General features: G+C 72.7%; 16 protein-coding genes. 1 reads left to right on the top strand and 15 read right to left on the bottom strand.

Annotated elements, in window-relative coordinates:
• Positions 1-12 precede the first annotated feature (12 nt).
• The 6 genes from ACFHPP_RS05140 to ACFHPP_RS05115 are packed head-to-tail and all read right to left on the bottom strand — an operon-like array spanning position 13 to position 7,035.
• Positions 13-2,595: an ATP-binding protein gene (locus ACFHPP_RS05140; protein WP_437162191.1), complete on the bottom strand. Its 2,583-nt coding sequence runs from the start codon at positions 2,593-2,595 to the stop codon at positions 13-15.
• Positions 2,592-3,623: a response regulator gene (locus ACFHPP_RS05135; RefSeq protein ID WP_437162190.1), complete on the bottom strand. Its 1,032-nt coding sequence runs from the start codon at positions 3,621-3,623 to the stop codon at positions 2,592-2,594. The genes ACFHPP_RS05140 and ACFHPP_RS05135 overlap by 4 nt, the downstream gene beginning before the upstream one ends.
• Positions 3,620-4,660 carry a chemotaxis protein CheB gene (locus ACFHPP_RS05130; RefSeq protein ID WP_437162189.1) on the bottom strand — a complete coding sequence of 347 codons (1,041 nt, stop codon included), beginning with the start codon at positions 4,658-4,660 and terminating at the stop codon, positions 3,620-3,622. Before ACFHPP_RS05130 ends, ACFHPP_RS05135 begins: the two co-directional genes overlap by 4 nt.
• Positions 4,657-5,811 (bottom strand): chemotaxis protein CheW, encoded by a 1,155-nt coding sequence (locus tag ACFHPP_RS05125; RefSeq protein ID WP_437162188.1) that lies wholly within the window; start codon positions 5,809-5,811, stop codon positions 4,657-4,659. Before ACFHPP_RS05125 ends, ACFHPP_RS05130 begins: the two co-directional genes overlap by 4 nt.
• Positions 5,804-6,547 (bottom strand): CheR family methyltransferase, encoded by a 744-nt coding sequence (locus ACFHPP_RS05120; RefSeq protein WP_437162187.1) that lies wholly within the window; start codon positions 6,545-6,547, stop codon positions 5,804-5,806. The genes ACFHPP_RS05125 and ACFHPP_RS05120 overlap by 8 nt, the downstream gene beginning before the upstream one ends.
• A gap of 53 nt (positions 6,548-6,600) precedes the next feature.
• On the bottom strand, positions 6,601-7,035 hold the full coding sequence (locus ACFHPP_RS05115) for an ATP-binding protein (protein ID WP_437162186.1): 435 nt from the start codon (positions 7,033-7,035) through the stop codon (positions 6,601-6,603).
• Between the two features lie 224 nt (positions 7,036-7,259).
• Here ACFHPP_RS05115 and ACFHPP_RS05110 point away from each other — a divergent pair, with 224 nt between their 5' ends.
• Entirely contained in the window at positions 7,260-8,984 is a 1,725-nt protein-coding gene (locus ACFHPP_RS05110; protein ID WP_437162185.1) for a solute carrier family 23 protein, read from the top strand.
• Between the two features lie 7 nt (positions 8,985-8,991).
• Here ACFHPP_RS05110 and ACFHPP_RS05105 read toward each other — a convergent pair whose 3' ends face one another.
• From ACFHPP_RS05105 to ACFHPP_RS05065, 9 genes are read right to left on the bottom strand one after another with little or no spacing between them, the layout of a single operon-like run.
• On the bottom strand, positions 8,992-9,954 hold the full coding sequence (locus ACFHPP_RS05105; RefSeq protein ID WP_437162184.1) for a Bug family tripartite tricarboxylate transporter substrate binding protein: 963 nt from the start codon (positions 9,952-9,954) through the stop codon (positions 8,992-8,994).
• Position 9,955: 1 nt separating this feature from the next.
• Positions 9,956-10,822, bottom strand: a complete 867-nt coding sequence (locus tag ACFHPP_RS05100) for a hypothetical protein (protein ID WP_437162183.1) — start codon at positions 10,820-10,822, stop codon at positions 9,956-9,958.
• On the bottom strand, positions 10,819-11,574 hold the full coding sequence (locus ACFHPP_RS05095) for an MBL fold metallo-hydrolase (RefSeq protein ID WP_437162182.1): 756 nt from the start codon (positions 11,572-11,574) through the stop codon (positions 10,819-10,821). Before ACFHPP_RS05095 ends, ACFHPP_RS05100 begins: the two co-directional genes overlap by 4 nt.
• Positions 11,567-13,882: a xanthine dehydrogenase family protein molybdopterin-binding subunit gene (locus tag ACFHPP_RS05090; protein WP_437162181.1), complete on the bottom strand. Its 2,316-nt coding sequence runs from the start codon at positions 13,880-13,882 to the stop codon at positions 11,567-11,569. Before ACFHPP_RS05090 ends, ACFHPP_RS05095 begins: the two co-directional genes overlap by 8 nt.
• 11 nt (positions 13,883-13,893) lie before the next feature.
• Positions 13,894-15,285, bottom strand: coding sequence for an FAD-dependent oxidoreductase (locus ACFHPP_RS05085; protein WP_437162180.1), 1,392 nt, complete (start codon positions 15,283-15,285; stop codon positions 13,894-13,896).
• Positions 15,282-15,872 (bottom strand): cysteine hydrolase, encoded by a 591-nt coding sequence (locus ACFHPP_RS05080; protein ID WP_437162179.1) that lies wholly within the window; start codon positions 15,870-15,872, stop codon positions 15,282-15,284. The genes ACFHPP_RS05085 and ACFHPP_RS05080 overlap by 4 nt, the downstream gene beginning before the upstream one ends.
• A 4-nt stretch (positions 15,873-15,876) precedes the next feature.
• On the bottom strand, positions 15,877-17,943 hold the full coding sequence (locus tag ACFHPP_RS05075) for a hydantoinase/oxoprolinase family protein (RefSeq protein ID WP_437162178.1): 2,067 nt from the start codon (positions 17,941-17,943) through the stop codon (positions 15,877-15,879).
• Entirely contained in the window at positions 17,940-19,616 is a 1,677-nt protein-coding gene (locus tag ACFHPP_RS05070) for a hydantoinase B/oxoprolinase family protein (protein ID WP_437162177.1), read from the bottom strand. Before ACFHPP_RS05070 ends, ACFHPP_RS05075 begins: the two co-directional genes overlap by 4 nt.
• A complete protein-coding gene (locus tag ACFHPP_RS05065) occupies positions 19,613-21,004 on the bottom strand; it encodes an MmgE/PrpD family protein (RefSeq protein ID WP_437162176.1) in 1,392 nt (463 codons plus the stop codon). The genes ACFHPP_RS05070 and ACFHPP_RS05065 overlap by 4 nt, the downstream gene beginning before the upstream one ends.
• Between the last annotated feature and the right edge of the window lie 12 nt (positions 21,005-21,016).

The raw sequence follows: 21,016 nt of genomic DNA, 5'->3' as shown, positions 1-21,016 counted from the left end.
GGAAAGGCCGGATCAGCCGGCCACGTCCGGCGCGAAGCCATCCGGCTCCAGCACCACCACCGGCTCCCCGTTGCCGAGCACGCCGACGCCGCCGATACCGGGCAGCGCCGCCAGCGCCGGGTGCAGCGGCCGCAGCAGCAGGTCGGTGCGCCGCTGCACGCGATCCACCGCCAGGCCGAAGGACCGCCCGCCCGACCTCACTATGACGATGGCGCCGGCCGCGGCGCCATGGGGTGCACCGGCGCCGACCAAGGCGGCGAGCGCCAGCACCTCGCAGCCCGCCGCCGCCCCGGCCTCCAGCACCGCCTCCACCCGCGCTGCCGGCAGTGCGTAGGGGTGGCCGGCGGCCTCCACCAGCAGCACCGGCTGCACCGCGGCGGTCAGCGGCAGCAGCAGGGTGAAGCTGGTGCCCTGCCCCGGCCGGCTGGCGATCTCCACGGTGCCGCCGGCCCGGCGGATCGCATCCTGCACCACATCCAGGCCGACCCCGCGGCCGGAGGTCTCCGTCACCGTCTCGGCGGTGGAGAAGCCGGGCCGGAACAGCAGCGCGAAGACCTCCTCCTCCGTCATCTGCGCCGCCTGTTCCGGACTGACGACGCCACGCGCCACGGCGCGGTCCAGCACCCGTGCGCGGTCGATTCCCCGCCCATCCTCGGAGACGCGCACCCGCACCTGGCCGGTCCGCCGCGCGGCGGAAACCCGCAGCGTGCCGCGGCGGGGCTTGCCGGCGGCCTCGCGCGCCTCGGGCGGCTCGATGCCGTGGTCCACCGCGTTGCGCGTCAGGTGCAGCAAGGGGTCGGCCAGCAACTCGACCAGGCTGCGGTCGATGGCGACATCCTCGCCTTCCAGCAGCAGTTCCACCTCCCGCCCCGCCGCCTGCGCCACCGCCCGCACCACCCGTGGCAGCCGGGCGAACAGCGTGCCGATGGGGACGACGCGCAGTTCCATCACCGCATCGTCCAGCCGCCGCATCCCGACCGCGAGGCGGTTTTCCGTCCGCACCAGCATTTCCTGCAACTGCCGCAGCCGCCCCAGCGCCACGCCCAGCTCCCGCGCCGGCCCGCCCGGCAGCCGCCGTTCCAGCGCACCGAGCGCCGCCAGCGCCTCCGTCGCGCCGCCATCATCCAGCGTCTCCGCCAGGGCCAGGGCGGCGGCGCGAACCTCGGTTTCCAGCGCGATGATCTGGTCGATCGTCTCCTGCCGCACGCGCATCGTCACCGGCGCGGCGGGCGCCACCGGCTCCGGCGCCGCGCCGGTCGCGGCAGGGGCGAGGTCCAGCACCGCCAGCCGTGCCGGGTCGGCCGCGGTCAGGGCACGCGACAGCGCCTCGAACTCCGCCGGGCCGGCCAGCAGCATGTCGAGATGCGGCGGATGGGCGTCCAGCACCGTGCGGCTGGTCAGCACCTCGGCCTCCGCCGCCAGCACCGCGGCGATGGCCGTCTCGAGTTCCGCCGGCAGGCCGATCGCGAGGCGCAGGCGGACCAGCGGGCGGCCCCCTTCCACCGCGGCAAGCACGCGGCGACGGCCCTCCGCACCCAGCAGCGTCGCGAAGCTGGCGGGGATACGCGGATCGGCTGCCTCCGTCGCCGGCAGCGCCTCCCCCACCCCGCGCAGCGCCGGCAGCCCGCCCTCCGAGGCATTGCGCAGCCGCTCGACCAGCGCCGGCCCCTGCGCCGCCAGGATCGCCGCCGCATCCGGGTCGCTGCCGCGATCCGCCAGGTCCTGCACGATGAGCAGAAGCTGTTCCAGCCCGCCCAGTCCGAAGCCGGCGGCGACTTCCGCCGCCGTCGCCGCACCGGCCATCGCAGCCGTGGCATCGCCGCCCGCCAGTGCCGAATCCAGTTGCAGGGCCAGCGCCGCGAGCAGCGGCCCGAGCGCCGCCGATTCACCGCCGGCCGGCCCGGCCAGGAGGGTCGCGCCCGCAGGCTCGCCCGCCTCCGCCTCCAGCAGCCCGAGCAGGCGGCGCAGGGCGCCCAGCGCTGCCAGGCCGCCGCCGCCGGCCAGCCGTTCCACCGCCGCCGCCAGCCGCGACAGGCCGAGCATCCGCGCCGCCTCCGCCAACTCGCCCGCCTCACGCAGCGCCTCGGCGCGTCGTTCGAATGCAAGGCCGGCCAGCAGCGGCGCCGCCTGGGCGAGCCGGGAGGCAAGCGCCCCGCGCAGCGCGGCACCGGCCTCCAGCCGTGGCGCGACCGGCTGTGGCGGCGCCACCGCGACCGTCGGCCCGGCTTCCGCCAGCGCGCCCAGCCGCGCCAGCAGGTCGCCCGGCGCCGGCACGTCCCGATGCGTCGCCAGCACCTGGGCCCGCTGCCGCCGCAGTGAATCGACCGCCGCCAGCAGCGCCTCCGCCACGGCACCGGAGACCGCGAGCCGTCCGTTGCGGGCCAGGCCGAGCAGGTCCTCGCAGCGATGCGCCACGTTCTTCAGCCCTGGCGCGCCGAGGGCGTCCGACATGCCCTTCAGCGAATGGAAGGCGCGGAACAGCCTATCCACTTCACCACGCCCTGTACCGCCGGCCGAAAGGATGCGGTCGATGGTGTCGAGGTGGTCTTCCGACTCGCCGGCGAATTCCTGCCAGAGCGCCTCGTCCTCGATCATCGCGCGGCCTCCACCGGCAGGCCGGCGGCCCGCCGTGCCGTGCGCAGCAGCGCCACCCCCTGGCGTTCGCGCAGATCCGGGCTGAGCGCGCCGGAGGGCTTGCCGACGATGCCCGCGACGCCAAGGCGCCGCGCCTCCACCGCCGTGGCGGAGCCCGGCCGCGCGGCGGAGGAGACGATGACCACCGCGCCGCCGCCCTCCAGCGCCCAGCGCCGAAGTACGCCCATGCCGTCCAGCTCCGGCATCTCGATGTCCAGCATGGTCAGGTCCGGCGCCAGGTCGCGCAGGGCTTCCAGCGCCCGCAGGCCGTCCGGGGCTTCGCCCACCACCTCGAAATCCGCATCCAGCGCCAGCGTCTCGCGCACCAGGCGGCGCATCATGGCGCTGTCATCCACCACCAGGACGCGCTTGCGCGGCGCATCCACCGGCTCCGGCACGTCGGCGCCGGCTGCGACGATGCGGGCCGCCTGCGCCGCAAGCTCGGCGGACAAGCCATGCAAGCCGCCTTGGTCGAAGGGCTCCAGCAGCCCGGGTGCGCGGTCGAGCAGCCGCAGCAGCGAGGCGAGGCCCACCGCCCCCGCCATCGCCCGCAGCCCGTCCACCACACGCCCTGCCGCAGCGGCGTCTGGCGCACTGGCGAGCCTGTCGCAGCGCGCGGCGAATTCGGGTGCCAGCGCCGCCAGCATCTCGGCATCGACCAGCGCGGCCGGTGCCTCCGGCGCGGCAGCCTGCGCGGGCGGCTCCGGCGCCAGCGCCACGTCGCCGCCGGCCTCGCCGACCGCCCGTGCCTGCCGCGCCAGTGCTTCCGCCGCCCGGTGCAGCGCCGGCCAGTCCAGCGCCTCCAGCGCCTGCGACGCCCGGTCCACCAGCGTGGCGAGGGACGCCGCGCCAAGCGCCGCGGCCATTGCCCGCATCTGGTCCAGCGCGCGCGAGGCCGCCGGGGCCTCGCGCACCATCGCCAGCCGCACCGCCTCCGCCTCGAACTCCGGCACGAAGGCGTCCAGAAGGTCCCGGTCGAGCGCGCTCATTCCACCTTCTCCCGCACCAGCCCCGCCACGCGGCGGCCGAGCCCCGCCGGGTCCGCCGTCTCGATCGCCAGGCCGGCGGCGATCACCGCGCCCGGCATCCCGGCGACGACGCAACTGGCGGGTGTCTGCGCCAGCACCGGCATCCCCCTGTCCTGCATCGCGCGCGCCCCCACCACGCCGTCCCGCCCCATCCCGGTCAGCACCACGCCCAGCGCCCGGCGCGCCACCAGCGCCGCCGACTGGAACAGCAGGTCGACCGAAGGATGCACTGCCGCAGCCCCGCCCGCGAGCCGCAACACCAGCCCCGCCTCCGGCCCGCCGGCACCGCGCGCGAGATGCCCATCCGTGCCGCCCGAGATCAGCGTCACCTCGCCGGACATCAGCCGCTGCCCGGCGCGCCCGACGCCCACCGGCACGCCGGACAGCCGCGCCAGGTGCTGCGCCAGGTCCGGCCCGAGATCCGCCGGCATGTGCTGCGCCACCACGCAGGGCACCGGCAGCCGCCCGGCCGCGGCCAGGAAGGCCGCCAGCGCATCCGGCCCGCCGGTGGAGGCGCCCACCACCACCACGTCGCAGCCGCCCGCCGCCCGCACCACCCGCACCGGCGCCGCGCCGCGCGCCGCCGGCCGCACGGTGGCGCGCTGCCCGGCCCAGTGGCGCAGCCGGCCGCGCAACTCCCGGTCCAGCCGCGAGAGGTCCACCCCGCCGAGGTCGCCATCCTTGCACAGGTAGTCCACCGCCCCGCGGTCCAGCGCCGCCAGCGCGGTGGCGGAGCCGTCGCTGGTGTGGTGGCTCACCATCAGCACCGCCGGCGGGTCCGGCAGCGCCATGATCCTGCGCGTCGCCTCCAGCCCGTCGAGCTTCGGCATCTCGACATCCATGGCGATGACGTCGGGGCGCAGCCGGGCGGCCTGTTCGACCGCCGCCTCGCCATCCGCGGCCTCGCCGACGACGCGCAGGTCGCCCTCCGCCTCGATGATGCGGCGCAGCGCCATGCGCATGAAACCGCTGTCGTCGACCACCAGGACGCGGATCATGCCCGCCATCCCGCCAGCACCGCGGCGCGGCAGACCGGCAGCGGCATCTCGCCCAGGGTCGCGACGGCGGAGACCAGGCCCTCCCCGGCCACCGCCGCGATCAGCCGCTCCGGGATGCGGCGCAGGCCGGTGACCTGCTCCACCGCCAGCGCCACCGGCCGCGCGCCGGACAGGCGCAGCAGCGGCGCCTCGGCACCGGGATAGCCCAGCACGGGAGAGAGACCCATGCGCAGCCCGGCATCCAGCACCGGCAGCACGTCGCCGCGATGCGCGGCGACGCCACGGAAGGCGGCGCCCAACCCGGCCATGCCCGGCGAGGCGGTGGGGGAGCAAGGCGCGATCGCCGCCAGCACCTCCTCCACCGGCAGGGCGAAGGCCTGGCCGCCCGCGGCGCACAGCAGCAGGTTCCGCACCGGCTCCGGCACCGGCGGCGCCACCGCCTCCGCCAAGGGTGCCTGCACCAACGCCTCGACCGCGGCGTCCAGCCGGGCGATCAGCGTCGCCTCCCGCGCCTGCGCCGGCCCGACCCGGGCGCAGGGCAGGCCAAGGCGGCGGCCGCCGTGGCGGAACAGCACCAGCAGCCCGGCTTCCTCCGCCGGCCGTTCGACCGCGAGCAGCCAGGCAGCGTCAAGCACCAGAACCGGCGCGCCCAGCGCCACCGCATACCCAAGTGCCGCCGGCCCCGCACCCGGGGCGGCGCGCAGCGGCGGCAGCGCCACCACCCGCTCCAGCACCGTGAAGGGCAGCACCATGCGCAGCGGGCCGAGTTCCGCGGCGATGGCGACCTGTCGCGCATGGCTATGGCGCATCGGCACGGCCCACCCGCCAGCTTCCGCCGGCAGCGGCGCCGGCGCGCGCCGCCCGCCGAGCCGCGGCACCACCAGCAGCGGCGCGCCTTCGGGCGGCAGCTCCGCGAACGCCTCCCCGGCCACCACCACGCGGCCATTCGGCCCGTCCAGCATCACCCAGGCCGGCCCGCCCGGCAGGCCCGGCGCCACCGCCATCACCGGCACCACCTGCCCACCGACCACGGCGATCCCGAGCATCGCCGCGCTCGCCAGCGGCGCGGGTCGCAGCGGCGCGGACTCCACCGGCACGGCATTGCCCGGCAGCGCGAAGACCAGTCCGCCGGCACGCAGCGCCTCAACCACCCTCAGCCTCCCGCCGCCAGATGCCGACCAGGTCGCGCGACCAGGGCACCAGCCCAAGCCCCTTCGGCGGCCGGTCCGTCGGGCCCAGCAGCAGCGCGCCACCCGGCCGCAGCGCCGCGACGAGCCGCCGCAGCACCGCCACCCGGCCCTCCTCCGTCATGTAGATCAGCACGTTGCGGCACAGGATCGCATCGGCCGCCTGGTCCGGCAGCGCCGCATCCAGCAGGTTGGCGCGGCGAAAGGCAACGCCGCCACGCAAGGCCGGCGCGGGCGAGAACCAGTCGCCCGCCACCTCCAGCAGGGCGCGATCCTCCGCCGTCACTTCGCGCAGCGCATCCGGCGGGCCGAGCCGGTAGCGCGCCGTGATCGCCGCCTGCAGGGCGGGGCGGCACAGGTCCAGCCCCTCGACCCGCCAGGGCACTCCGGCGCCGTTGCCGAGGATCGCCAGGGTCCAGGCCTCCTCCCCCGTCGCGCAGCCGGCCGAGACCAGCGCCAGCGCGCCGCGCCGCGCCAGAACCGGCAGCACCTGCGTCCGGAACGCCGCCAGTTGCGGTGCGGCGCGGAACATCCGGGTTTCCTGCACCGTCACCGCATCGAGCAGCGCCGCCCATTCCGGCTGGTCGATGCTGGGGTGATCCAGCGGCAGCCGTGCCAGCAGCGGCGCGGCGCGCTTCAGGCGGTTGCGCAGGACATCCGATTCGGCGAAGCCCGCCAGAAGGGCAAGCCGCGCCTGCAACGGACCAAGCGCCGGGGGACCCAGCGCAGGGTCATCGAGGGTGGGGCTGCCGCTCAGCCGGTCAGGTCCAGCACGGCCGTCATGCGATTGCGCCCGTCCTGCCGGATGTAGTCCAGCGCGCGCGTCATCTGCCGCACGAAATGCACGCCGAGTCCGCCGACATCCCGGTCCTCCAGCGCCGCCGCCGTGTCCGGCGCCGCCTGGGCCAGCGGATCGTAGGCGCGGCCATCATCCTCGATGGTAGCCACCAGCGTGTCCCCCTGGTGGTGGACCGCGACGGCGACGAAGGTGGCGGCGCCCGGGCCGGTGCTGCCATGCATGGCGACGTTGGCCGCCAGTTCCTCCAGCACCACCGCCAGGCGATGCGCCACCTTCGGTCCCAGCGCCGCCTGTTCGGCAAAACCCTCCAGCGCGTCGAGCAGGCGTGCCACCGCCTCGGGGTCCGGCGGGATGGTCATGGCGAAGGATGGGGCGGAGGCAGGCGGCACCCGGGTGCCCTCTCTTGGCGGATTGACCGAAGGTTAGCCGTGCCGGGCCCGCTTGTCGCGCCCCCTGCGTCGCCCGCCTCTACCCAGGGTCACGCCGGCATGTTCCAGTATCGATCGGTCAAGGCGCCCAATACAACCGGCGCCGGCCTTGTAACCAGGGCGACTACGTGCGCCGAGATTGCAGTCTGAAGGAAGTCCGTTCCATTCGCCCAAATCCGTCCTGGTTGTTCGGCGCCCTCGCCTCTCTCACCGCCCCCCGCAAGGACCGCCGTACCACGCGCCCGCCACAGCTTGACTTCGGGCCGGACGAGTCCCCGGGCGCGGCACAGGCCGCGGCATTGGCGGGCCAGCAACTGGCGATCCAGGCGATCTACCTGATCCTGCCCGGCTTCGTCGCCGCGCAATACGGCCTGCTGGCGATGGACGTGCTGAATTTCGTCTGCCTGTCCGTCGCCGCCGTCGGAATCGCGGGACTGCTTCAGGCGCTGCCGCGCGGACCGGTCGGCTCCGGCTACCCCGTCGCCTCGATTCCCGCGCCGATCTTCGTCGCCGTCTATCTCTCCGCCGCCTCCGAGGCGCATCCCGGCACCGTCGCGGCCGCGACGGTGCTGACCGGCCTGGTCGGCCTGATCCTCGGGGCCACGCTGCGCCGCATCCAGAAGCTGGTGCCGACCGAGGTGGCCGGCGTGGTGGTCCTGCTGATCGGCGTCAGCCTGCTGCCGCGCGCCTTCGCCGCCGCCAGCACGGCAGCGTCGGACCCACTGCACCCGACCATCGCCTTCGGCACGCTGGCCGCCATGGTCGCGCTGGCGCTGAAGGGCGGGCGGCTGGCACGATTCGCGGTGCTTGTCGGTGCCGTCCTCGGCACGATCCTGGCGCTGGCGCTCGGACTCGGCGCCTCCGACGTCGATGTTCTGGCCAGCGCGCCGTGGTTCGCGCTGCCGCGGCCCATGCCACCGGGCCTCGGCGCCTTCGATGCGGCGCTGCTGCCGGCCTTCCTGGTGGCGCTGCTCGCCTCCTTCGCCTCCTGGACCGGGGACCTGCTGGCCTTCCAGCGCGCGGCGGATGGCAACTGGCGGCGCCCGGACCCCGCCCCGCTGCGCCGCGGCCTGGTGGCGCAGAGCCTGGCGATGCTGGCCGCCGGGCTGGCCGGGGCGATGCCCACCGGCACCTCCTCCGCCTGCGTCGGGCTCGCCATCGGCACCCGGGTGCTGTCGCGCCGCGTCGCCATCTTCGCATCTGTGGCGCTGCTCGCTCTGGCCTGCTGCCCGAAGCTGCTGGCGCTGCTGCTGGCGCTGCCGGACCCGATCGAGGCGGCGATGCTGCTGTATGTCTGCTGCTTCATGCTGGCCAGCGGCTGCCAGTTGATGGGCGCACGGATGCTGGACACGCGGCGGACCTTCACCGTCGGGCTCGGCCTCGCGCTCGGCCTCGGCACGCTGCTGGATGCGCCGGTGATTCCGCAATTGCTGCCGCCGATGCTGCGGTCCCCGATCACCGCCGGCGCGCTGGGCGCCATCCTGCTGAACCTGCTGACGGCACCGCTGGTCGCCCAGCGCGCCGCCTTCACCATCCAGCCGGGCGCCGGGATGAACCAGGCGCTGCTGGACCAGGTGGAGGCGCTGGGCGGCGCCTGGGGTGCGCGGCGGGAGACGATGACCCATATCGGCCACGCCCTGCTGGAGTTGGAGGAACTTCTGGCAGCGCGAGGTGGCGGCGCCGATATCGCGGTGCAGATGCACTACGCGACCGACTGCATCCTGGTGACGGCGGCGTGGCAGGGCGAGCCGCTGCCGAAGCCCGCCGCGCGGCCGGACGTCGCCGACCTGGAAGGCTCCGAGACGGCGCGGGAGGCCTTCGCGCTCTGGCTCGCGACCCGCAACGCGGAACGGCTGGACCAGCGCGCAACGCCCGGCGGGGCCGAGTTGCGCCTCAGCTTCGCGGACTGAGCCTGGTTCAATCGACCCGGATATTCGCCTCCCGCACGATCTGCGCCCAGCGCGGCAGCTCGGCGGCGACCAGCGCGGTGTAGTCGGCCGCGGTCATCTGGTTTGGCCGGGTGCCGAGGTCGGCCAGGCGCTCCGCCATCGCCGGGGTGTTCAGCCCGCGCACCAGGGCCGCGTTGATGCGGGCGGCCACGGCAGGGTCCATGCCGGCGGGCCCGGACAGGCCGAACCAGTTGTTGGCGACCAGGCCCGGGAACTGCAGCTCCGCGAAGGTCGGCACGCTGGGCCAGCGGATCGCGCGTTCGGCGCTGGTAATGGCCAGCAGGCGCAGCTTGTCATTGCGGCCGATATCGGCGACGGCGGCCATGACGCCATCGGTCTGCCCGGCCAGCACGTCCAGCACCGCCGGCGCCGCGCCGCGATACGGCACGTGCAGCAATTCCACCCCGGCCATGCGCGACAGCATCTCGGTCTTGGCGTGGCCCGTGGTGCCGTTGCCGGAGGAGCCGACCTTCACCGCCCCGGCCGAGACCCGCGCCGCCGCCAGGAACTGCGCCAGCGTCTCGTACTTGCCGTCCCGCGCCACCCCCAGCGCCGTCGGCACCGCGGCGATCAGCCCGATATGCGTGAAATCGCGCAGCGGATCGTAGGGCATGGTGCGGTTGACCGCCGCGCCGACACCGTGCGAGGCGATGTTGGACACCACGAGGTGCAGCCCGTCCGGCGGCGATTTCGCGACGTTGTCGGAGCCGATCATGCCGCCGGCGCCGGCGCGGTTGTCGACGACAACGGGCTGGCCCAGCCCCGCTTCCAACTCCCGCGCGGCCAGCCGGCCCAGCAGGTCCACCGTGCCACCGGGTGGAAACGGCACGACCAGCCGGATCGGCCGGTTCGAACCGCCGGACTGGGCGAAGGCGGGGCGCACCAGGGCAGGTGCCGCGAGCGTGGCGGCGAGCAGAAGACGGCGGCGCATCTCAGGATACTCCTTGTTGGGTTGCGGGCCAGGACCAGGCTGGTTTCGCGCGGCCCGACAGCAGCCGGATCGCGGATCGGGTCGCGGCCACGGCCTCCGCGACCGCCGCTGGTCCTTCGATGACGCAGCCATGGCAGGGGCAGATGCGGTCCACCGCGCGCGCGGCGAAGATCGCGTCGAGGTCGGCCAGGATCGGCGCGGGATCGATGCCGACCAGCCAGTCGAACTTGGCCGACAGCATCCCGGCGATCGCATCGACCTCGAAGGGCTTCTCGCCGGGGTCGCGCAGCAGGGGCTGCCCGGGATCGTCGCGGGTCAGGAAGCCGAAGCTTTCCGAGGTGAACAGGCTGCGCGTGGTGTGCTCGTAGAACCAGTTGGTCGCCAGCAGGCGCAACTGCACGCGCAACGGCTCCAGCCGCAGGCGCCCGACCTCCAGCACCTGCCCGACCTCGATCCGCACGGCGCGCACCGGGGCCATCGCCTCGATCCGCGCATGCGCCTCCGCAGCCTCGACCCAGTCCATCAGTTCCAGCGGATTGAGCACGCCGACATAGGGCACCTCCGTGATGCCCAGGGCCTGCGTCATGGCGTGCAGGTTCGCCATGCAGTCCTGTTCCCGCCGCGTGTTCACCATGCGCCGCCGTGTCGTGGCGCCGAGTGTGGCTTCCAGGGCCGGCCGCAACACCGGCCAATGCACCGGCAGCCCGGTATCCACCGCCATCCACTCGGTGCCGTCGGTCAGCGCATAGGCCGTGACGGGCAGCCAGCCGCGCAGGTCGGGCGGCAGCCAGCTGACAGGCTGCGCGCCGCCGCGCAGCCAGCCGGACGCGCCATGCAGCGTGCCGGGAATGATCGTGTGCAGGCTCACGCTGCGCGCGCCATGCCGGCCTTGAACAGCGGCAGCATGTCCCGCCAGTTGTCCACCACGGCGCCATGCGCGCTGGCCAGCATCGCGGGATCGAGCCGCGCCAGCAGGGCGTCCATCGCGGCATTGCCCTCGGCATTGTCGGTGAAGCGCGGCCAGTGCAGCGCCTTGCTGTTGAAATCCTGCATCAGTGCCACCTCGGGCGCCGCCACCTCGCTGCTGAGGTGGTCGCTCTGCCCCGGCGTGTGCGGATGGAAGCAGGCGCAGGCGTCGGACAGGAACAGGATGCGCGTCGTCGGGTCGAAGCCCCACAGCGTATCCGGCAGGTCGCGCCACACCGGCGGCACGAACAGGAAGTTCCGGTCGCCGAGGTCCAGCGTCTCGCCACCTTCGACATGCCGCATCCGGTCGGTCAGGTGCGGCAGGTACAGCGGCCAGTCGCGCAGATCGCCCACCGCCACGGCCTGCGGCCAGCGGGACAGCCAGCGCTCCAGCAGTCCGGAATGCGGCAGCTCCGCATGGGTCGGGAAGATGTAGTCGAGCGGCCGGCCGGCCAGCGCCGCGACCACATCACGCTCCACCTGTTCGGCATGGGCCGGGTGGCCGGTGTCGATCAGGATGCTGCGCTGCGAGCCCATCAGCAGGAAGCACGAATAATGCGCCAGCATCCCGCTGACGCTGGCCGCCATGCAGCCGCCGGTCCACACGCAGCCCGGCGCGATCAGCCGCGGCAGGGACCCCGTTGCCTCATCCATGCAGCACCCTCCACACCCGCTCCGGCGTCAGCGGCATGTCGATATGCGCGACGCCCAGCGCATCGCAGGCCGCCGAGACGATGGCCGGAGGCGCACCGCAGGCGCCACCCTCCCCCGCGCCCTTCACGCCCAGCTCGTTGATCGGCGTGGGGACGATGTTGAAGCCGATGGCGAGGTCCGGCAGGTCCGCCGCGCGCGGCATCGCATAGTCCTGGAAGGTCGCCGTCAGGAACTGGCCCGACTCCCTGTCGTACAGCGCATGTTCCAGCACCGCCTGGCCAAGGCCCTGGGCGATGCCGCCATGCGACTGGCCATGCACCAGCATCGGGTTGATGACGTTGCCGACATCGTCCACCGCGGCGTAGCGGTCCACCGTCAGCAGCCCGGTCTCGAGGTCGATCTCGACTTCGGCGACGTGGCAGCCATTGGGGAAGTTGCATTCGGTGCTGCGCTTGTAGAGCACGCGCTCATCGAGGCCTGGTTCCTCGCCCGCGGGCAGCTTCGCCGGATCGGCGGCTGCCGCCGCCACCTGCTGCCAGGTCACGCCGAGATCGGTGCCGGCCACGGAGAAGCGCCCGGCGTGGAACTCGATATCCGCGACGCCCGCTTCCAGCAGATGCGCCGCGAGCCGCTTCGCCTTGGCCAGCACCGCCTCCGAGGCGCGGGAGCTGGCGACGCCACCCATCTGCGAGGAACGCGAGCCGCCGGTGCCGAAGCCCTGTTCCACCGTGTCGGTGTCGCCCTGCACCAGCTCGATGTCCTCGAACGGGATGCCGAGGCGGGCATGGACGATCTGCGCGAAGGCGGTCTCGTGGCCCTGGCCATGGCTGAAGGTGCCGACATGCAGGCGGGCCTTGCCATCGGGGCCGACGTTCAGCCGCGCCCATTCCTGCGGCTGGCCGCCGGATGCCTCGATGAAGTACCCAATGCCGCGCCCGCGCTTCTTTCCGCGCGCTTCGGAGGCGGCGCGACGTGCGTCGAAGCCGTCCCAATCCGCGAGGTCCAGTGCCATCGCCTGCGTGCCGGCGAAGTCGCCACTGTCGAGTTCGTTGCCGACACAGTTCACATACGGCATCTGGTCGGGCCGGATGTAGTTGCGCCGGCGGATCTCGTCGCGGCCGATGCCGAACAGGCCGGCGCCGACATCCAACAGGCGTTCGACGGTGTAGGCGATTTCCGGCCGCCCCGCGCCGCGATAGGCGTCGGTCGAATGCGTGTTGGTGAAGACGCATTGCACCTGCAAGTTCACCGCCTGCAGATCATAGACGGTGCCGGCAATTCGCGCGCCGGCCACGGTCGGGATGCGCGGGCCGAAATCGAACAGGTAGGCGCCCATCGCCGCCATGGTCCTGGTCCGCATGCCGAGCGCCTTGCCCTGCGCATCGAAGGCCATCTCCGCATGCGTCACATGGTCGCGGCCATGCGGGTCGGACAGGAAGGTCTCCGTCCGGTCCGCGCGCCACTTCACCGGCCGCCCGAGCTTCTTCGCCGCCCACAGCACCATGGCGGATTCGGGAAAATTCTTGCCGCGCAGGCCGAAGCCGCCGCCGACGTCGCGGGAGACGACGCGCAGCTTGTCCATCGGCACCTTGAAGATGAATTTCGCGAGTGACTCGCGGACCTTCATGACGCCCTGGCTCGGGCTGTGCAGCTCGTAGCGGTCGCGCTCGGTGTTGTAGGCGCCGACGGCGACGCGCGGTTCCATCGGGTTGCCGACGAGGCGGTTCTGCACCAGCTCGACCTTCGCGATCCTGTCGGCCTTGGCGAAGGCGGCATCCGTCTCGGCCTCGCGCCCGTTGGACCAGGTGACGCACAGGTTGCTGCCACGTTCCGGCCAGATCACCGGTGCATCCGCGTCCAACGCGCGCGCCGTTTCCGTCACCGCCGGCAGCATCTCATAGTCCACCGCGACGAGTTCCGCGGCATCCATCGCCTGGGTCCGCGTCTCCGCCACGATGGCGACCACGGGATCGCCCACGAAGCGCACGGCGTCCGTCTGCAGGATGCTGCGCGGCGGGGCGTACAGCGGCGCCGTCCCCGCCATCGGCGGCACCTCGACCATCACCGGGAACAGCCCGAGCCCGTCCGCCGCCGCATCATGCCCGGTCAGCACCAGCAGCACGCCCGGTGCCGCGCGCGCGGCCTCCACATCGATCGACAGGATGCGGGCATGCGCGTGCGGCGAACGAAGAATCGCGAGATGCGTCTGGCCCGGCAGGTTGATGTCATCCGTGTAGGTGCCGCCGCCGGTCAGCAGGCGCACATCCTCCTTGCGCCGCACGGGCTGGCCGATGCCGAACTGGTCCATCTTGTCGTTCCCTACTCTTGCCGCACCAGCGCCGCAGCCGCCTCGCCCGCGATCCGGCCGAGCGTCACCGCGCTGAGCAATCCATTTCCCGAGAGATACCCCGAAGCCTCCGGCCCCGATACGCCACAGGCCGCACCACCTGCCGCAAACAAGTTCGGCACGATGCCGCCTGCCGCAAGCCGAACCCGCGCCTGGTCGTCCACCGCAAGCCCGCCCTGGCTGTGGAACAGCGCGCCGGTGACGCGCACGGCCCGGTAGGGCGGCGCCAGTTGCGCGACGCCGGCCCAGTTGCGGCCGAAGCCATCCGTGGCGCCTGCCGCCTTCAGCGCATCCACCTGCGCGACCGTGGCGGCGAGCGGCAGCTTCGTGATCAGGGCCAGTTCCTCGACGCTGTCCGCCGCCTGCACCGCGCCCTGCGCCTCCGCCTCACGGTAATCCGCGAATTGCCGCGCCACGCCGGCGATGCGTTCGTCGAAGATGTCCCAGGCGACGCCGCCGGGCTGGCGCAGCACCGCGACGCCGGCCTCCGAATAGCCGCTGGCCTCGTTCCAGAAACGCGCGCCCTCCAGGTTCACCTGGAAACCGCCTTCCATGATCACGGCCCAGGACACCAGGATGCCCTGCGGATGCGCGACGGAGCCGTGGCCCTGGTGCCCGGTCATGTCGCGCATTTCAAGGCCCAGCGCCTCCGCCCAGCCCACCGCCTCGCCCTCGTTGCCCGGATGGCCGAAATACACGGCATCCGCGAGGTCCGGGATGTAGCGCCGTACCAGCGCCTTGTTGCCGGCATAGCCGCAGCAGGCCAGCACCACCGCGCCGGCGCCGATGCGCTCCGAACCGCCATCCGGCCGCCGCACCACCAGGCCGCGCAACGCGCCGTGCTGGTCCAGCACCAGGGTGGTGGCACGGGCTTCGGTCAGCAGCGGGATTTCGGCGGCCTCGGCCGCGGCGCGCAGGCAGTCCACCAGTTCCGCGCCGCTGCGGCTCGGCAGGCCGTGCATGCGCCGGCGGCCGTGGCCGGGGTAGTCGAAATCATGCACGACGCTGAAATCCAGCCCGTGCGTCCCCGCCAGCCATTCCAGCGTCGGCCCGGCCGCCTGCGCCACCATCCGCACCAACCCGGCATCCGCCTGGCCATGCGCCTTGCGCTGGATATCTGCGGCAAAGGCCCCGGCATCGTCCTCGATGCCATGCGCCGACTGGAACCGCGTGCCCGCCGCCGGGATCAAGCCGGCCGAGAGCGAAGTGCTGCCGCGCGGCACCGCATCCCGCTCGATCACCAGCGGCTCCACCCCCGCGCCACGGCAGGCCAGCGCCGCCACCAGCCCCGCGGCGCCGGCGCCGATGATGGCGACCGGCACCTCGGCGTCGAAGCGTGGGTCGACCTCGCGGCTGACGCTCATCCGAGCCGCGCCAATTCGTCCGCCACCGTGCTGATGCGCGCCACCGGCGCCAGCGCCGCGATGGCGGTCTCATGCACCTCGACGGAAAATGCCGCGCAGGCGTCGCGCAGCACCGTCACCTCGAACTCCCGCACATGCGCGCCGCGCACGGTCGACGCCACGCCGCCATTGGTCACGATGCCCGCCACCAGCAGCTTTCGCACGCCGGCCTTGCGGAGGATCCATTCCAGCCGGGTCTGGTAGAAGGCGTCGTAGCCCACCTTCTCCACCGGCAGGTCGGACGGCGCCAGTTCGTCCACCACCGCATGTCCCCAGCCGCCCTGCACGAAATCGCCCTTCTTCAGGAAGGGCCGCAGGTGGCGCAGATGCGAGTCGATGAACGGCTCGCCGCCCTTGCCGGTGAACAGCGTGAAATGCGTCGACGCGATCCAGCCGCCCTTCGCCCGCACCGCATCCGCCAGCGGCTTCAGCCGTGCGGGGATCGCCGCAATCTCTGCCGCCCCCTGCCCGGCGCGGCCATAGGCGCCGTCCGGATGGATGAAATCGTTCTGCAGGTCGCACAGCAGCAGCGCGGTGTCCGACAGCATCGCCCTATTCCCGCTCGATGAGCAAATTGCCAAACTCGTCGACCCGCGCCACCAGGTCCGGATCCACCACGACCGTCGCATCCGGCTGTTCCAGGATCGCCGGGCCATGCACCCGAGCACCCACGGGCAGGTCCAGCCGCGACCAGACATTCGCCGCGTGCCAGCCGCCATCGAACCACACCTGGCGGGCACCACGCGCGGCACCCTCCACCGTCGCATCCGCCGGCGGTGCCAGCGCGCGCAGGTCGAAATCAGGGCGCACGCCGATGGCCGCGGTGCGCAGCGAGACGATGCGGATCGGCAGGCCTGGCAGCAGGCGGCTGAAGGCGGTGCGATAGGCCGCCTCGAAGGCCGTGCGGATGATGGCTCCCGACACGCCGGTGGTGCCATCCCGCACATGCACGGGAACCGGCACCGCCACGGTGTGCGTCTGGCCGGCGTAGTGCATGTCCAGTTCGAAACGGATCAGCGTCTGCGAGACCGGCAGGCCGGCCTGGTCCACCACCGCCTGCGCGGAGGCCGCCTCCGCCACCATCCGTGCATCCAGGGCCTCGGCGTCGATGCCATCCAGCGAGAGGTTCAGCGTCCGCACCTGGTCGTGCCGCACATCCGCGATGACGCAGCCGAGCGCGGAGGTCACGCCCGGGAAGCGCGGCACCAGCGCCGCGCGCAGGCCGACTTCCTTGATCAGCGCGCCGACATGCAGCGCGCCGCCGCCGCCGAAGGGCAGCGCCACGAATTTCTGCGGGTCGTGGCCGCGCTCGATGGAAACAAGCCGAATGGCGCCAGCCATCTTGGCGTTCGCAACGCGTACGATGGCCTCCGCCGCTTCCATCGCACCCAGGCCGAGCGGGGTGCCGACATGCTCCGCGATCGCGGCCTTCGCCCCCTCCACATCCAGCCGTGCCAGCGCACCGCCGATCGGTCGTTCCGCGTTGATGCGGCCGAGCACGACATTCGCATCCGTCAGCGTCGGCCGTATATTTCCCTGCCCGTAGCACACCGGCCCCGGCCGGCTGCCCGCGCTCTCCGGCCCGACCTGCAACAGCCCGCCACGATCGACATGCGCGATGGAGCCGCCGCCGGCGCCGATGGTGGTGATCTCGATCATCGGGCTGCGAATCACCAGGCCGAAATCGATGGTGGCCTGCGCCGCCAGTTCCATGCGCCCACGGCTGACCAGCGACACGTCGAAGGAGGTGCCGCCGAGGTCGCAGGTGATGGCGTTCTCGAATCCCGCAGCCTTCGCAATCGCCGCCGCCGCGATGACGCCCGCCGCCGGCCCGGACAGGGCCGTGCGCACCGGCACGCCGCGCGCGGTCGCGGTCGACATGATGCCGCCATTTGACTGCACGATGTGGAAGCGACCGGCGAAGCCGTCCTCGCCCAGGGCGCGCTCCAGCTTGCCGAGGTAGTTGGCCACCACGGGTTGCAGGTAGGCATTCAAGGCCGTGGTGGAAGCGCGCTCGAACTCGCGGATTTCCGGCAGGATCTCGGAGGAGACGGAGACATGCGGGTTCGGCCACATCGCCCGCACGGTCATCGCCGCGGCGCTTTCGTTGCGCGGGTTGGCATAGGCGTTGATGAAGACGATGGCGCAGGCTTCCGCGCCACGCGCCAGCAACTCCCGCGCCGCGCGCTGCACATCCGCCGCCTGCACCTGCGTGTGGATCGTGCCGTTGGCCAGAACGCGTTCCGGCACCTCGATCCGCATGTCGCGGTCGGTCACCGGCACGAACTCGCCCCATAGCCCCCAGGTGTGGCGCCGGTCGCGCCGGCGCATCTCCAGCACGTCACGGAAGCCCGCCGTGGTGATCACGCCGAGCTTCGCGCCCTTGCGTTCCAGCAGCGCGTTGGTGCCGACCGTGGTGCCGTGCACGATGGCCTCGAAGCCGGCAGGGCCACCCAGCGAACGCAGCCCGGCCATGAAGCCCACCGCCTCATCGCCACGATTCGACGGCACCTTGGCAACCCGGAAGGTGCCAAGCGTGGGGTCGAACAGGAACAGGTCGGTGAAGGTGCCGCCGACATCGACGCCGACCACCGGGCCAACCAGGCTGTCGCCGCTCATGCCTCGTATCCGTAATCGCGCTTCGCCGCCGCCGCGCTGACGAAGCCGAGGCGCACGTCGCGCGCCACCGCCTCCCGCGGTCGCTGCATCGGGTCGCCCCAGCCACCGCCGCCCGGGCTTTCCAGCCGCAGCCGCTGCCCGCGGTTCAGCTTCACGCCGACGATTTTGCTGGCCATCGGCGGTGACTGCCAGCCGCCCACATCCTGCCAGGCGAAGCGGTTCAACGCGCCTTCCCCGCCACCCGCCACGCCGAACGGCGCGAAGCGGCCGCGCTCGCCGAGCAGCGCCACCTCCGTCACCGCCGGCGACAGCGCCTCGATCTCGTACACCGCGCCGACGCCGCCGCGGTGCAGGCCAACGCCGCCGCTGTCCGGCCGCAGCGCCCATTGGGTGAACATCACGGGATAGGCGGCCTCCAGGATTTCCGCCGGCGGGATCGTCGCGGTTGAGATGGGATTGTTCGCGTGGTGCAGCCCGTCGCTTTCCGGATTGCCGCCCAACCCGCCGCCGAAGAAGGAGAACATCACCCAGCGCGTGCCATCCGTGCGTTGCCCGGACAGCGACAGCGCGTTGATGGTGCCGAATGGCGCCGCCGTCGCCCGCTCCGGCACCGCCTTGCCGAGTGCCCCGAAGATCACGCCGATCAGGCGCAGGATCGTCTCGGTATAGCCCGCCACCGGCCGCGGCGGCCCGACGCCGAGCAGCGAGGTGTCCGGGATCACGAAGTCGATCGGCCGCAGCACGCCGGCATTGGCCGGCACATCCGGGAAGGCGTGCTTCAGCGCGACGTAGCAGGCGGCCACCGTCGTCGCATGGCTGATGTTGATCGGGCCCAGGCAGGCTGGCGAGGACCGCGAGAAGTCCAGCTTCATGCGACCATCACGCAGCGTCATGTCGAGCGCGATGGTCAGCTTCTCATCCACCACGCCGTCATTGTCGAGGTAATCCTCGAAGGCGTAGACACCTTCCGGCAGTGCCGCGATTTCCGCCGCCATCAATGCCGCGGCACGATCGGCCAGCGCGCCGAACGCTTCCCGCACCACATCCTCGCCGCTCTCGTCCAGCAGTTCGGACAGGCGCCGGTCGCCGAGGTCGAGCGCGTTCAACTGCCCGTTCAGGTCGCCCCAGTTGGATTGCGGCACGCGCGAATTGGCCGCGAGGATATCGACGATATCCTGCTGCAGGATTCCGGCGCGAAACAGCTTCACCGGCGGAAACCGCACGCCTTCCTGGTGGCTTTCCGTGGCGCGCGGATTGTAGTTGCCGGGCACGTTGCCGCCGATGTCGAGCCAGTGGCCGACGCTCGCGAGCCAGCAGAACAACTCGCCGCCCCGGAACACCGGCCGGACCAGGCGGAAATCGTTCAGGTGCGTGCCGCCCTCATAGGGGTCGTTGAAGATGAAGGTGTCGCCCGGCTCCAGCCCGGCGCCCGCTTCCACCCGGCGGATCACCGCCTGCACGGCGAAGGACATGGCGCCGACGAAGATCGGCAGGCCCTTGGTGCCCTGCACCAGCGTCGCACCGGTCTCCGCGTGGTACAGGCCGTGGCAGGCGTCGCGCGCCTCCGCGATGATCGGGTTGAAGGCGCTGCGGTACAGCGTCGCGTCCATCTCGTCGGCGATCTGTTCCAGCCGGCCCTTCAGGACGGCCAGCGTGACGGCATCCAGCGTCATGATTTCAGCAGTTCCACCAATGCGAAAGCCTCGTCATGCGGCGCCATGCCCATGACGGCATCCTCGATCGCCGCGGCACGTTCACGGCCATAGACCGGCCCGGCGAGGTCCTGGAATTTCTCGCGCACTTCCAGTTCCGTGTAGGGATCCTCGGTGTCACCCCGGTTCGTCATGGCGGCCGCCTCTTGCCGCGAGCCATCCGCCAGCACCAGCGTGACGCGCGCCGGCCGCAGGCCCGGCAACTGCGCCGTCATCGCCGGATCCTCATCGACGGTGACGCGCGACGCCAGCGCCAGGATGTCCGGGTCCTCCCGCGCGGGCCCACGAAAAGCGGGCACCGTCGCGGCGCCATGCGCCAGGAAGGTCGCCATCGCGAAGGGGATGCTGAACTTCGCCGCCAGCATGTTCGGCGCCGCCGGACTGTCGAGCTGCGCCGCCCAGACATAGGTCTCGACGCGGATGGACGCGACATCCGCCGGACGCAGCGGCCCGGTCCGCGCGACGATGGCGGACAGCGCATCCAGCGCGCCATGCGTGTAGCGGCAGGCGGCGTGGCGCTTGAAGTAGTTGCGCGCGATCTCCCACCGCGATCCCAGGTCGCGCACCATCTCCGCCGGCTGCCAGTCCGTGGCCGAGACCTGGCCGAAGATGGTGGCGACGCCGTCGCGCTCGCCGATAAAGCCGGCCCGCACCAAATCCCACACCGTCAGGCCGAGCATGTTGGACACGCCGGCATAGGTGTTCCGCACGGTGCCACCTTCCAGCATCGTGCGGCGGGAGGTCGCGAGACCCAGCGTGCTCGCCATGTTGATCGCGCCGGCGAATTCCTCCGTGCTCGCGCCGTGCAGCTTGGCGATGCCCACCGCGGCGCCGAGCGTGCCCCAGGTGCCGTGCGGATGCATCGCGACGTTCAGCTTGCTGGCGATGCCGACGCGCGCGCCCATCTCATAGCCCAGCGCCAGCGCCACCAGCAGCGCCGCGCCATCGCCCCGCGGTGCGGCCAGCAGGGCCGGCACCACATGGATGGCGGGGTGGCCGCGGGCGTACTGGTTGCCCTCGTCCAACTCCAGCATCGTGCCGGCGGTGCCGTTCAGGAAGGCCGCCGTGCCGGGCCGCGCGCCGGAGGCATGGCCGATGACAGCGGCATCGCCATTGCCCTCGCGTGCGATCATGCGCGCCGCCAGCGTCTGCGCCTCGGCCTCCTGCGCACCGGCCGCGATGGCACCGATGCAGTCCAGCAGCACCAGCCGCGCCCGCTGCGCCACCTCCGCCGGCAGGTCGGCGAAGCGCGTGCCGGCCGCGAAGCGCGCCCATTCGCCGAGCCAGCGCGGCGGCGGTGCCGCCAGCAGTGCCGAGGCGGGTTCGACCCCCTGCGTCACGATGCCCATGCTTCCGTTTCC

The sequence above is a fragment of the Falsiroseomonas sp. E2-1-a20 genome, assembly GCF_051433195.1.
Taxonomy (GTDB): Bacteria; Pseudomonadota; Alphaproteobacteria; order Acetobacterales; family Acetobacteraceae; genus Falsiroseomonas.
This window is presented reverse-complemented; position numbering and strand designations above follow the sequence as displayed.

Coding starts and splice junctions, on each gene's coding strand:
- ACFHPP_RS05080 (WP_437162179.1), bottom strand. CDS start 15,872: ATGCTGTCGGACACCGCGCTGCTGCTGTGCGACCTGCAGAACGATTTC.
- ACFHPP_RS05095 (WP_437162182.1), bottom strand. CDS start 11,574: ATGGATGAGGCAACGGGGTCCCTGCCGCGGCTGATCGCGCCGGGCTGC.
- ACFHPP_RS05075 (WP_437162178.1), bottom strand. CDS start 17,943: ATGAGCGGCGACAGCCTGGTTGGCCCGGTGGTCGGCGTCGATGTCGGC.
- ACFHPP_RS05090 (WP_437162181.1), bottom strand. CDS start 13,882: ATGGACCAGTTCGGCATCGGCCAGCCCGTGCGGCGCAAGGAGGATGTG.
- ACFHPP_RS05070 (WP_437162177.1), bottom strand. CDS start 19,616: ATGACGCTGGATGCCGTCACGCTGGCCGTCCTGAAGGGCCGGCTGGAA.
- ACFHPP_RS05085 (WP_437162180.1), bottom strand. CDS start 15,285: ATGAGCGTCAGCCGCGAGGTCGACCCACGCTTCGACGCCGAGGTGCCG.
- ACFHPP_RS05140 (WP_437162191.1), bottom strand. CDS start 2,595: ATGATCGAGGACGAGGCGCTCTGGCAGGAATTCGCCGGCGAGTCGGAA.
- ACFHPP_RS05105 (WP_437162184.1), bottom strand. CDS start 9,954: ATGCGCCGCCGTCTTCTGCTCGCCGCCACGCTCGCGGCACCTGCCCTG.
- ACFHPP_RS05065 (WP_437162176.1), bottom strand. CDS start 21,004: ATGGGCATCGTGACGCAGGGGGTCGAACCCGCCTCGGCACTGCTGGCG.
- ACFHPP_RS05135 (WP_437162190.1), bottom strand. CDS start 3,623: ATGAGCGCGCTCGACCGGGACCTTCTGGACGCCTTCGTGCCGGAGTTC.
- ACFHPP_RS05130 (WP_437162189.1), bottom strand. CDS start 4,660: ATGATCCGCGTCCTGGTGGTCGACGACAGCGGTTTCATGCGCATGGCG.